Genomic DNA, 11,786 nt, shown 5'->3' with positions numbered 1-11,786 from the left:
CGTGCCCCCACCGAGGGGGTCGGGTGGCGCCGCGCCGGTCGCGCCGACGCGGTCACGAGGTGGTGCGCGTCCTGGCCAGTGCGAGACCGCCGGCGGCGAGGCCCAGCAGGCCGGCAGCGAGCCCGGCCCAGCCGAGGGCCGACGAGCCGTCGTCGTCCGCGTCGTCGGCGACCGGCTCGGCACCAGAGCCCGAGCCCGCAGCGTCGTCCGCTGCGTCGTCCGCGTCGGCGGCCGGCTCGGCGGCCGCGCCGTGGCCGTCCCCGGTGGCGGGCAGCACCTCGAACGACGGGGCCGGCGTCTCGAGCTCGTCGGCGTCCTGGCCCTCGGCGGGGACCTGGGTCCAGCCGGTCTCGCCCTTCTGGCAGGTCTGGACGGTCGGGAAGGCGAGCACCTCGCCCTCGGTGTCGGGCAGCTGGAACGACAGCTCGAAGGCGTCGCGCTGGCCCTCGGGCAGCGGCGTGCGGGCCGTGTAGACGATCGAGGCGACCCGCTCGGTCACCTCGTTGCCGTGGCTGTCGGTGACCGGCTCGTCGAGCACCTCGCGCACGGCCTCGACGTCGTAGAGCGGGTGGCGGGTCGGGGTCACCGAGAGCACGGACTCCGGCATCCGGATCTCGATCTTGCGGGTGGGTGAGCCCTCGCAGCCGTGGCCGACGCTGAACGTGACGACGGAGTAGGCGCCGGCGGCCGCGGTCGACGGCGTCGCGGTCACGTGGGCGCCGGCGGGCTGGACGAGCGAGAGGGCGATGGCCGCCGTGGCGGCCGGGAGCACGCCGAGGCGCGCGAGGGTACGGATGGACATGTCTCTCCTGGGATGTGGTGCGGGTCTGGGGTCGCGTCGACCACCCGAGCCCGGGACCGGGCTCAGGCGGACGGGACCACCGTGGGCGGCCCGCGCCGGGGCGGGACCAGCAGGAGGACGGGGGTGGGGTGCAGCGGCGGCTCCGCCGGGCGGCCCAGCCGGACGGCGACCGGCAGCGCGGGTCGGGCCCGCAGGTGCACGGCGTACGACGCGGCACGGCGCCCGACCCACCACAGCGCCGCCACCAAGGCGGCGACGAAGGTGTGCGCGGCGAGCATCTGCCACGACCAGGCCGGGGTCGAGGAGGCGACGGAGTGGGCGTGGCCGTCGCCGGGGTGGTGGGAGGCCACCAGCCCGAACGACTCGTGCACGCCGAGCTGCGCGGCGGCCACGGCGGGCAGCAGCGCCCAGCCGGGCACCCCGCGGCGGAAGACCAGCAGGCTGGCGCCGAGGACGACGCCGGCGACGAGCGCGAGACCGGGGCCCGTGGGCACGGTGCCGCCGGCCCAGGTGTGTGCGGCGGCCGCCCCGCCGACGGTGACGACCGTCGCCGTCAGGGCGCGTGGGAGGGCGTGCGGCGCACGTGTGCGCGCGACCGTCGCCTCCCATTCCACGCGGTCATGATGGCAGAGCCGTGGCCCGGGTGGGGCGACTGGCTCACCACCCGTGCGAACGCCTCGGGCGCCGGTAGTCGGTGTGCCCGTGACGGGCCTGGCACGCCGGGCCACGGCGCCGGTGCGCGAACCACATCAGCGGGAAGATCAGCAGGAACAGCGGCGCGCCGACGAGCACGCTCAGCGCGAGGAGGATCGCCAGCACCGGCAGCAGCGGCAGGCGGAAGCGGGCTCCGGCCCCGCGCGTGGCGGGCGCCGGAGCGCGCACCGGCTGCGGTGCCCTCAGCAGCGGCAGGTCGCTGAACAGGACGGCCAGGTCGGCGTGGGTGCGCGCCGTCCAGATCGCGTCGAGCCGCTCGTCGTACTCCTCGTGGTCGAGCCGGCCGTCGGTGTAGTGCAGGGCCAGGTCGGCCATCGCCCGCTCGCGGTCGCTGTCGGCGATGCGCACCCGAGGGTCGGGCGACGTCATCGCTCGCCGTCCCGCCCGTCGGCGAGGATGCCGTACAGCCTGCGGCGGGTGTCGACGAGCACGTCGAGGGCCGCCTTCTTCTGCTGGTCCGAGCCCTGGGTGGCGAGCTGCCACACGGCGCTGACCACCTGCCCGATCTCGCTCTTGATGTCGGCCTGCCCGGACGGCTGCTCGGGAGCGGTCTCCTGGACGGGCGTGAAGGGGGCCCAGACGGCGGCGAGCTCGCTGCCGTTGTCCTCGGCCCACGCGACGCCGGCGTCGGTGAGCCGGATGGTGCGGCGCCCACGCGCGTCGTCGGCCTCGACGAGGCCCTCGTCCTGCAGCTGCTGGATGGTCGGGTAGACCGAGCCGGGGGAGGGGCGCCACTCGCCGTGGCTGAGCTCGGCGATCTCCTGGATCACCTGGTAGCCGTTGATCGGCTCGTCGGCCTTCCGGGCGCGGTGCAGCACGTCGATGATCGCCGTGCGCACGTCGCCGCGCCGCACGCGCGGGCCGCGCTGGGGCGGGCGCTGGGGGGCGGAGGCGAAGCCGAAGATCTCGCCGAGCCACGGCGGCGGGCCGGCGGCGCGGCGTCCGCGACCGCCGGTGAAGGCGCTGCCCCAGCTGCTCCAGTCCTGGCTGCCCGGGCGCCGGTAGTCGCGCGCGCCGGGGTTGTCGCCCGGGGTGTCGTCAGCGTTGGTGTTGTCGTCGTTGCCGGGCCAGTCGGCGCCGGGCCAGTGGTGTCCCATGGGTGCTCCTCGGTGATCGGTGATCGGTGTCTGCGACGGAGCGGTACGTCGTGATCTATCGGTGACGTATCGCGATATATCGCGAGCGTACGCCCGCCGGATTCCTCGGACAAGGCCGTCAGGGGGTCCCGATGCGCAGCGGCCCTGATGCACTACGGTCGTTGTTGCAAATTACTTGCAACAACGAGGGGGCGTGGTGACGGCCGGTACGACGCCCACCCGGCCGGCGCCGTCCGCCAGCGCCGACGTCCTGGGGCTCACGGCCCGGCGTCGGCGCACGACGTGGTGGCTGGTCGGCCTGGTGTCGGCGCTGGCCGTCTCGGTGGTCGCCGGAGTCGGGATCGGCGCCTTCTCGGTGCCGGGGGGCACGGTCGCGCGGGTGGTCGGCCACCATGCGTTGGGCTGGCCCGGTGAGCGCACCTGGAGTGCTCCCGTCGACGCCATCGTGTGGCAGGTGCGGCTGCCGCGCGTGGTGCTGGGCGCGCTCGTGGGAGCGGGTCTCGCGATCTGCGGGGTCGCCCTGCAGGCGATGGTCCGCAACGTCCTGGCCGACCCCTACCTGCTCGGGGTCAACTCCGGCGCGTCCAGCGGGGCTGCGGCCGTGATCCTCTTCGGCGTCGGCGCGGGGCTGGTGGAGCACACGCTCCAGGTGTCGGCGTTCGCCGGAGCGCTCGCGGCGTCCGTGCTGGTCCTCCTCGTCGCCCGCAGCGGGGGACGGGTCACCTCGGTGCGACTGCTGCTGGCCGGCGTGGCCGTCGGCTACGCCCTCTACGCGTTGACCAGCTTCCTCATCTTCGCGTCCGGCTCGGCCGAGGGCGCCCGCTCGGTGATGTTCTGGCTCCTCGGGTCGCTCGGCCTGGCGAAGTGGGACCTGCCGCTGGCCGTGGTCGCCGCCGTCGTGCTGGGGGCGACGGTCCTCCTCACCGTCTGGGGACGCCGGCTCGACGCCCTGGCGGTCGGCGACGAGACGGCCCACGCCCTCGGCGTACGGCCCGACCGCTTCCGGCTCCGGCTCCTCGTGGTGGTCGCGCTCTGCGTGGGAGTCGTGGTCTCGGCCGCGGGCAGCATCGGGTTCGTCGGCCTGGTGGTGCCCCACCTCGCCCGGCGCGCCGTCGGCGGGGCCCACGTGCGAGTCGTCGTGGTGGCCGCCCTGATGGGCGCGGTCCTCCTGATCTGGGCCGATGTGCTCGCGCGCACGGTCTTCGCGCCGCAGGAGGTGCCGATCGGGATCGTCACCTCCCTCGTCGGCGCCCCCTTCCTGCTGGTCCTGATCCGTCGCCTGCACGCGAGCACCGCGTGACGTCACCGAGGAGGAGACCCTCATGAGCCACCCCCGCGTCCCCGTCGGCCTCGCCGGACTCGCAGCGATCGTGCTGCTCGGCGCGCTCGCCGCATGTGGTGGCGAGGCCACCGACCCCGCACCGACCTCCTCGAGCACGGGCTCCTACCCCGTCACCGTCCGCAGCTGTGGGGCCGACGTCACGTTCGACCGTGCTCCCGAGCGGCTCGTGCTCCTCATGAGCTCCGCGGTGCCGTTCCTGCACGAGCTCGGTGTGATGGACCGGGTGACGGCGCGGGCCGGCGCCTACCCGTCGGAGTACTACGACGACGAGACCCTCGCGGAGCTCGAGGACATCCCCCTCCTCACCGACCGGATGGACAGCAGTGGCCACCTCCAGATCTCGAAGGAGGTCGTCATCAGCCAGGAGCCCGACCTCGTCCTCGGCCAGGTCGACAACCTCTCCCGCGACACCCTCGGTGCGGTCGGCATCCCGCTCATCGAGGAGCCCGCGCTCTGCGGGACGGACGAGGGCGAGCCGGGCTTCGACGACGTCTACGACCAGCTCGAGGTGTACGGCAGGGTGTTCGGCCGCGAGGCGCAGGCCGCGGACGCCGCGGCCGACCTCCGCGCCGACCTCGCCGCCACCGAGGCGAAGGTCGCCGCCGGGAACGGGGAGGCGGGACGGACGGCCGCGGTGCTCTACCCGACCGTCGGAGGAGGCACGACCTACGCCTACGGCACCGGCAGCATGGCGCACCCGCAGCTCGAGGCCGCAGGCCTGCGCAACGTCTTCGCCGACGTCGACGAGCGTGTCTTCGAGGTGACGCTCGAGGAGCTGCTCGGGCGCGACCCGGACGTGCTGGTCCTCCTCCACAGCGACGGCGACCCGGGGCCCGTCGAGGAGGCGTTGACCAGCCTGCCGGGGGCCGAGGAGCTGACCGCCGTCCGCAACGACGACGTGCTGGTGCAGCTGTTCAACTTCACCGAGCCGCCGAGCCCCCTGGTGTTCGCGGGCCTCGAGCGGATCGTGGACGAGCTGGGGGACGGCTCGTGATCACCGCTGACGACCTGTCGTGGTCCTACGGCAGCGACCAGGTGCTGCGCGCGGTCGGGCTCGCGGCCCCGCACGGCCGCGTGCTGGGGCTGATCGGTCCCAACGGCAGCGGCAAGACGACCCTGCTCCGCCTGCTCCACGGCGCCCTCGCCAGCTCGACGGGCTCCGTGCGGGTCGATGGCGACGACCTGCGGCGCCTGCCCGCGCGGGACGCGGCCAGGCGCCTCGCGGTCGTGGTGCAGGAGAACGGCGGGGAGAGCACGCTGACGGTCGCCGAGACGGTGCTGCTCGGTCGCGCCCCGCACCTGTCGACGTTCCAGCGGGCCGGGGCGGCCGACCACGACGCCGCCGCGGACGCGCTGGCCCGCGTCGGCGCGACGCACCTCGCGACGAGGTCGTTCGCCGGCCTGTCAGGAGGGGAGCGGCAGCGGGTGCTCATCGCCCGCGCGCTGACCCAGCAGGCGACCCACCTGCTGCTCGACGAGCCCACCAACCACCTCGACATCCGCTACCAGCACGAGGTCCTCGGCCTCGTGGCCGCGCTCGCCCACGACCTGCACCGCACGGTGGTGGTGGTGCTGCACGACCTCAACCTCGCCGCCCGCTACTGCGACGACGTCGTCCTGCTCGGCGGCGGCGGCGTCGCGGCTGCCGGGACCGTCGAGGACGTGCTCGTGCCCGAGGTGCTCGAGCCGGTCTACGGCATCGGTGTCGAGCGCGTGCGCACCCGTGACCAGCTCCACCTGCTCTTCACCCCGTTCGCCGACCCGGCTGCCGTCGGGCGGCCCCTCGAGGAGGACCTCTCCGCATGACCGAGCACCGCACGCCCTCCCTGCAGGGCGCGATCAACGACTACTGGACCGAACGCGCACCCGCCTACGACGCCTACCAGCAACGCCCCGAGCGCCGCGACCTCGACGTCGAGGTCTGGGGCCGCGGGTGGGCCGCTGCGCTTCCAGCGGCACCCACCGACGTCCTGGACGTGGGCACCGGCAGCGGTCACGTCGCGCGGCTGCTCGCCGGCCTCGGTCACCGGGTGACCGGCATCGACCTGTCGCCCGGCATGCTCGAGATCGCGGTCCGGCATGCCGCGAGCGACCGGGTGCCGCCCCGGTTCCTGCTCGGCGACGCGGTCGACCCCGACCTGCCGGCGGGATCCTTCGACGCCGTGGTGGGTCGCTACGTCATGTGGACGCTGCGCGACCCCGAGGCGGCGGTCGCCCGCTGGGTGCGGCTGCTGCGGCCGGGCGGGGTGGTCGCCATGGCCGACAGCCTCTGGTTCACCGACGGGCTCGGCGACCTCTACGGGGACCGGCCCGCCGGCCACCTGCCGCTCGCGGACGCCGGCTCGATCGAGGAGGTGGCCGAGGTCCTGCGACGCGGCGGGCTCGTCGACGTCGCGGTCACCCCGCTCCACGACGTCCTCGAGCTCGACCGGGAGCACGGCGTCGCCCCGGGGCACGACGTCGTGCTCCAGTACCTCCTGACCGGCCGCCGGCCCTGACGGCCCGCCCTAAGGGCGCGCGCGACCGGTCGGCGTGCAGGCCGTCTTGGGCACCGACGAGCCGTCGATGATCGCGTTGAAGAGGGCGGGGGCCCGGTCGGGGTCGGCGATGATGCGGTTGGGGTCGCTGGGCGCGGGGAGGTTGGGCATCGTGCAGGTCTGGCTCTTGCCCGTCATGGCGAGCGCGAACCGGCCGAGGTCGAGGGGGTTCATCTCCTCGTCGACCCGGATGGCGTCGGCGGCCGCGTCGGTGATGCGCCAGTAGCGCAGCGGGTTGAGGAAGGTCCACGGCGAGAGCGCCTCGTCGCCCAGGGCGCTGATCACCTCGCGCTGCCGGGCGACCCGGTCGAGGTCGCTCAGCGCGGTGACGTGACGCGAGCGCGAGTAGGCGAGCGCGGTCAGGCCGTCGACCTCCTGGCAGCCCTTCGCGATGTCGAGGCGGGCCATCGGGTCCTTCATGTCCTGCGTCGGGCAGATCTCCACCCCGCCGAAGGCGTCGACGGTGTTGATGACGCTGCCGAAGCCGAGCTCGACGTAGTGGTCGATGTGGATTCCCGTCAGCCCCTCCACGCTGGCCACCAGCAGCGGCGGGCCGTCGATCGCGAAGGCGGCGTTGATCATCTGCGTGCCGTGGCCCGGGACCTCGGCGAGGGTGTCGCGCGGGATCGACATCATCGTGCGACCGCCTGGGCCGGTGTGCAGCACGATGATCGTGTCGGTGTTGGTGCCGCCGCGCGGGCCCGTCTGCAGCGCCTTGCGCTGCTCGTCGGACAGGTCGTCGGCCTTGTCGGAGCCGACGATGAGGTAGTTGGTGCCGGGCTGGTCGGCGGGCCGGTCGCCGGCGGGAATCGCGTCGACCTTCTCGATCCGGGTCCACTGGTAGAGCGGGATGCCGAGCAGGTAGACCAGCAGCAGGACCAGCACGAGGGGGATCATCGCCAGGCGCGGGCGCCACCGGCGCCGCTTGGGCCGCGGCGGCGGAGCGGCTGCGGGCGTACGCGCCGGGCCTGGCGGGGAGCCGCCCGAGCCGCGTGCCTCGCGACGCGCCACCGGCATCACCCGGGTCTCGTCGGGGCGGGCGCTCGAGGCCTGCTGCGCCTCCATCCGCTGCGTGGCGTCGCTCGGCGGCGCGGACGACTGGCTCCCGTAGAGCCAGTCGTACTCGGGTGTTCCCTTCTCGGGCACCCCGGAGCCCTGCGGACGATCAGCCATGGGCGAAGACGCTACCGTGCCAGGCATGAGCGAGCGCATCGAGCGAGCGGGCGCGGGCGTGGCGCGACCGACCTCCTACAGCCGCGTCAGCCTCGGCATCATGGCCCACTCGAGCGAGGCCAACCTGCTGGGCAACGTCCACGGCGGGGAGATCATGAAGCTCGCCGACTCCACCGCGGGCGCCGTCGCGCACCGGCACGGCGGGGGACCGGCGGTCACCGCCGCCATGGACGAGATGACCTTCCTGGCGCCGGTGCACGTGGGCGACATCATCAAGACCTACGCCCAGGTCAACTGGGCGGGCACGTCGTCGATGGAGATCGGGGTGCGGGTCGAGGCGCAGCCGTGGGGCAACGCCGGCGACGAGCCGGTCCACGTCGCCAGCGCCTACTTCGTCTTCGTCGCCATCGACGAGGACGGCCGCCCGCGCCCGGTGCCGCCGCTGGCGACCGAGACGCCCGGCGACGTACGACGCCAGCGCGAGGCCGAGATCCGGCGGGCGCACCGGCTGGCTCGCAAGGCCGAGATCGACGAGGGCCGCGAGGACTGAGCCCCGTGTGACCTGATCGCACCCGCGAGCCACGGCGCGTCGCGGGCCGGTGTGACGGGTGTGACTGGTGATACTGGGAGGGCTGACTTCCCCCAGCAGAGAGGCCCTTCGATGCCGCCCGCCACCCCCTCCGGGTCGCCGCAGCCGCGGTTCACCACGCTCGACCGCGCCCAACGCGTGCGGTTCCGACGTGCCGTGACGCTCATGCTGATGACGCTGGTCCTGCCCGGGTCGGCCCAGCTCGTGTCCGGCAACCGCCGGGTCGGCCGCATCGCGATGTGGACCTGGCTCACGCTGCTCGTCGCCGGCGTGCTCACGGCGGTGACGGCGTACTTCTGGAACGGGCTCGCGTTCAGCGCCGGCACCAGCACCACCTTCCTCCAGCTGCTGCGCCTGGTCCTGATGGCGCTGGCCGTCGGGTGGGCCTACCTCTTCGTCGACGCGTGGCGCCTGGGCCAGCCGCTGACCCTGCAGCGCCAGCACCGCCTCGCGGTCGTCGGCGTCAACGGCTTCCTGTGCTTCAGCGTCGCCGGGGCGCTGCTCTTCGGCGCCCACGTCGTGGGCGTGCAGCGCCAGTTCATGATCTCGATGTTCGGCGAGGGCTCGGCCGTCGACGCCAGCAACGGCCGCTACAACCTCCTGCTACTGGGCGGCGACTCCGGCGCCGGGCGCTGGGGACTGCGCCCCGACGCGATGACGGTGGCCAGCATCGACGCCGAGACCGGCAAGACCGTCCTGATCTCCCTGCCCCGCAACATGCAGAACTTCCCCTTCGCCGAGGGATCGGTGATGGACGAGCAGTTCCCCGACGGCTTCGACGTCGAGGGGATGTACCTCAACGGCCTCGCGACGTGGGCCCTCGACAACGCCGAGCTGTTCGAGGGCTCGAAGAACCCGGGCGTCGACGCCACCATCCAGGGCGTGGAGGGGATCACCGGCCTCGACATCAACTACTGGGCGATGGTCAACCTCGAGGGCTTCAAGGACCTCGTCGACGCTGTCGGCGGCGTCGAGCTCAACGTCCGCCAGCCGATCCCGGTCGGCCTGCCGCACGAGAAGACCTTCCACTACATCGAGCCCGGCACGCGCACGCTCGACGGGCACGACACGCTCTGGTTCGCCCGGGCGCGCGAGGGATCCGACGACTACTCCCGGATGGCACGGCAGAAGTGCGTGATGAGCGCGATGCTGCAGCAGGTCAGCCCGCAGGTGGCCCTGCGCAACTTCGAGGCGATCGCCGGAGCGAGCTCGGCGATGGTCTCCACCGACATCCCGCGCGGCGAGGTCGACCGGTTCGTCGACCTCGCGCTCAAGGCGAAGGGCCAGAAGATCGCCACCCTCTCGCTGGTGCCGCCGATGATCAACACCGCCGACCCGGACATCGACCTCGTCCACGCCAAGGTGGCCGCCGCGATCGCCAAGGCCGAGGGCCGCGCGCCGGCGAGCCCGAAGCAGGACCCCGCCGACGACGCCGACACCGCCGAGGCCGCCCCCGCGGGCGGTGACGCCCCCGCCGGGGACGAGCCGGCCGCCGACGGGGCCGACGCTGGGGCCGACGCTGGGGACGCCGGCGCCGCGCCCGCCGAGACGGCGACCCCGACCCCGCCGCCGGCCGTCACCGGCGGGTCGCTCGGCTCGCTGTCCACCGGCTACGCCGCCAACCAGTCGGAGGACCTGGGCGCGGTTTGCTGAGCGCGCACCGCCCGCCCCTAGGGTGTAGGCCGTGACCACCGGACCGCTGCCTCGCATCGTCGCGGTCGTGGTCACCTTCAACCGCCTGCCGCTGCTCGAGCGGCTCGTCGCCCGGCTCGGCCAGATCGACGGGCTGGCCGAGGTGCTGGTGGTCGACAACGCCTCCACCGACGGCACGGGGGAGTGGCTCGCCGCCCGCCCCACCACCGGCGAGGTCTCGCTGAGCGCGCGCACGCTGACGACCAACCGCGGCGGCGCCGGCGGCTTCCACGACGGCCTGGCCTGGGCGATCGACCGCGAGGCCGACCTGGTCTGGCTGATGGACGACGACGGCCTGCCCGACCTCGACTGCCTCGACCACCTGCTGCGCGAGGCCGGCAACCTCGACTTCTGGGGCCCCCTCGTGGTCGACGAGGCCGACCCCGACCGCCTGGTCTTCCCGATCCGGCTGCCCGGCGGCACCCGCGTCGTGCACGCCGTCGACGACGTACGCCGTGCCGCGAGGGCCGACCGCATCGACGGGATCGTCATCCCCTTCAACGGCGTCCTGGTGACCAAGGAGCTCGTCGACCGGATCGGCCTGCCCCGCGAGGAGTTCTTCATCTGGGGCGACGACCACGAGTACCGGCTGCGCGCGGAGGAGTCGGGCGCCCGGGTGGCCACGGTCGTCACCGCCACGGTCCGCCACCCCAGCGTCGGCAACCTCGGCACCCCGATGATGTTCGGCCGCACGACCTACAACGACTCGCCGAGCGACCTCAAGCACTACTGCATGGCCCGCAACAACCTGGTCAACCTGCGCGACTACCGCGGGCCCCTGCACGCGCTGGCCTTCGTCGTGAAGACGGCGTGGTTCTACACCTTCACCCGGCCCAGCCTGTCGCGGCTGCGGCTCAGCGCCTCGGCCATGCGCGCAGGCATCGCCGGCGACTTCGACGGCCACCGGAGGTTCTTGTCGTGACCGCCCCGACCGCACCGGAGACAGTGGCGGTCGTCGTGGTCACCTACAACCGCGCCGACCTGCTCGTCGGGATGCTCGACGGCCTCGCCGCCCAGACGCGGCGCCCCGACGCCGTCATCGTCATCGACAACGCCAGCACCGACCACACCCGCGAGGTGCTGCAGGCGCGCACCGACCTCCCGCTCCACGTCACCCACAGCGACGACAACCTCGGCGGCGCCGGCGGCTTCCACCTCGGGGTGCGCGAGGCGTACGACGCGGGCTGGGACCGGGTGTGGCTGATGGACGACGACGTGGTGCCTGCTCCCGGCTGCCTCGAGGCGCTGATGGCCGTCGACGAGGACTGCCTGATCGCGGTGCGCGAGGACCGCAGCGGCGCCCTGGTCGAGAAGGCTGCCGTCGACTTCGACCTGCGCAACCCGCTCGCCATCAACCCCAAGCGCGCCTCCGTCGACAGCACCTACGCCGACCGCGCGTCGATGCCCGAGCTCGTCGAGGTCCGCAACGTCGCCTTCGAGGGCTTCATGGCGCGCCGGCGGGTGATCGAGGAGATCGGCTTCCCGGACCCGTCGTTCTTCATCTTCTACGACGACGCCGAGTACGCGGTGCGTGCGCGCCGCGCGGGCCACCGCATCTGGGCGGTGCGCGACGCCGTGCTGGTGCGCCAGCTCGACTTCAACCAGCAGCACGACCTGTCGGGCTGGAAGGGCTTCTACATGTACCGCAACCTCTTCGTGGTGCACCTGCGCCACGGGGAGAACGTCCTCGTGCGGCTCAAGCCCTGGCTGATCACGGCCGCGGTCGTGCTGCTCAGCCCGGTGCGAGGCGGCCGGGCCGAGGCACGCAACGTGACCCGCGCCATGGCGTCCGCGCGGGGCATGCGCCGCCTGACGGCTTCCGCACGCCCCCCTCGATAGA

13 protein-coding genes are annotated in these 11,786 nt (G+C 73.6%); 8 read left to right on the top strand and 5 right to left on the bottom strand.

Going from position 1 to position 11,786, the window contains the following annotated elements:
- Positions 1 to 52 precede the first annotated feature (52 nt).
- The 4 genes from AC4H2S_RS15110 to AC4H2S_RS15095 all read right to left on the bottom strand — a co-directional run bounded on the left by AC4H2S_RS15110 (position 53) and on the right by AC4H2S_RS15095 (position 2,613).
- Positions 53 to 802 carry a YcnI family copper-binding membrane protein gene (locus tag AC4H2S_RS15110; RefSeq protein ID WP_491497793.1) on the bottom strand — a complete coding sequence of 250 codons (750 nt, stop codon included), beginning with the start codon at positions 800 to 802 and terminating at the stop codon, positions 53 to 55.
- 62 nt (positions 803 to 864) lie between these two features.
- Positions 865 to 1,416: a hypothetical protein gene (locus tag AC4H2S_RS15105; protein WP_491497792.1), complete on the bottom strand. Its 552-nt coding sequence runs from the start codon at positions 1,414 to 1,416 to the stop codon at positions 865 to 867.
- Positions 1,417 to 1,459: 43 nt separating this feature from the next.
- Positions 1,460 to 1,885 (bottom strand): DUF1707 SHOCT-like domain-containing protein, encoded by a 426-nt coding sequence (locus AC4H2S_RS15100; RefSeq protein WP_491497791.1) that lies wholly within the window; start codon positions 1,883 to 1,885, stop codon positions 1,460 to 1,462.
- Positions 1,882 to 2,613 carry a PadR family transcriptional regulator gene (locus AC4H2S_RS15095; protein WP_491497790.1) on the bottom strand — a complete coding sequence of 244 codons (732 nt, stop codon included), beginning with the start codon at positions 2,611 to 2,613 and terminating at the stop codon, positions 1,882 to 1,884. The genes AC4H2S_RS15100 and AC4H2S_RS15095 overlap by 4 nt, the downstream gene beginning before the upstream one ends.
- 250 nt (positions 2,614 to 2,863) lie before the next feature.
- On the opposite strand from AC4H2S_RS15095, the gene AC4H2S_RS15090 reads away from it, so the two are divergent.
- Genes AC4H2S_RS15090 through AC4H2S_RS15075 form a run of 4 tightly spaced genes read left to right on the top strand, consistent with a single transcriptional unit; the run spans position 2,864 to position 6,453 of the window.
- Positions 2,864 to 3,913, top strand: coding sequence for a FecCD family ABC transporter permease (locus AC4H2S_RS15090; protein ID WP_491497945.1), 1,050 nt, complete (start codon positions 2,864 to 2,866; stop codon positions 3,911 to 3,913).
- Between the two features lie 22 nt (positions 3,914 to 3,935).
- Positions 3,936 to 4,949 (top strand): ABC transporter substrate-binding protein, encoded by a 1,014-nt coding sequence (locus AC4H2S_RS15085; protein WP_491497789.1) that lies wholly within the window; start codon positions 3,936 to 3,938, stop codon positions 4,947 to 4,949.
- Positions 4,946 to 5,761: an ABC transporter ATP-binding protein gene (locus tag AC4H2S_RS15080; RefSeq protein ID WP_491497788.1), complete on the top strand. Its 816-nt coding sequence runs from the start codon at positions 4,946 to 4,948 to the stop codon at positions 5,759 to 5,761. Before AC4H2S_RS15085 ends, AC4H2S_RS15080 begins: the two co-directional genes overlap by 4 nt.
- Positions 5,758 to 6,453 (top strand): class I SAM-dependent methyltransferase, encoded by a 696-nt coding sequence (locus tag AC4H2S_RS15075; protein ID WP_491497787.1) that lies wholly within the window; start codon positions 5,758 to 5,760, stop codon positions 6,451 to 6,453. Before AC4H2S_RS15080 ends, AC4H2S_RS15075 begins: the two co-directional genes overlap by 4 nt.
- Positions 6,454 to 6,462: 9 nt before the next feature.
- On the opposite strand, the gene AC4H2S_RS15070 is transcribed toward AC4H2S_RS15075, so the two are convergent.
- Positions 6,463 to 7,665 (bottom strand): LCP family protein, encoded by a 1,203-nt coding sequence (locus AC4H2S_RS15070; RefSeq protein ID WP_491497786.1) that lies wholly within the window; start codon positions 7,663 to 7,665, stop codon positions 6,463 to 6,465.
- A 25-nt stretch (positions 7,666 to 7,690) separates the two neighbouring features.
- Here AC4H2S_RS15070 and AC4H2S_RS15065 point away from each other — a divergent pair, with 25 nt between their 5' ends.
- The 4 genes from AC4H2S_RS15065 (at position 7,691) to AC4H2S_RS15050 (ending at position 11,785) form a co-directional block, all read left to right on the top strand.
- Positions 7,691 to 8,215: an acyl-CoA thioesterase gene (locus AC4H2S_RS15065; protein WP_491497785.1), complete on the top strand. Its 525-nt coding sequence runs from the start codon at positions 7,691 to 7,693 to the stop codon at positions 8,213 to 8,215.
- 111 nt (positions 8,216 to 8,326) lie between these two features.
- Positions 8,327 to 9,907: an LCP family protein gene (locus AC4H2S_RS15060; protein WP_491497784.1), complete on the top strand. Its 1,581-nt coding sequence runs from the start codon at positions 8,327 to 8,329 to the stop codon at positions 9,905 to 9,907.
- Positions 9,908 to 9,938: 31 nt separating this feature from the next.
- The gene (locus AC4H2S_RS15055; protein WP_491497783.1) at positions 9,939 to 10,868 is read left to right on the top strand and encodes a glycosyltransferase family 2 protein; all 930 of its coding nucleotides are present in this window, start codon (positions 9,939 to 9,941) and stop codon (positions 10,866 to 10,868) included.
- The gene (locus tag AC4H2S_RS15050) at positions 10,865 to 11,785 is read left to right on the top strand and encodes a glycosyltransferase family 2 protein (protein WP_491497782.1); all 921 of its coding nucleotides are present in this window, start codon (positions 10,865 to 10,867) and stop codon (positions 11,783 to 11,785) included. Before AC4H2S_RS15055 ends, AC4H2S_RS15050 begins: the two co-directional genes overlap by 4 nt.
- Position 11,786 lies beyond the last annotated feature (1 nt).

The organism is Nocardioides sp. Z13_37, assembly GCF_058355585.1.
The sequence above is the reverse complement of the archived record's forward strand: the minus strand, read 5'-3'. Positions and strand labels throughout refer to the sequence as shown.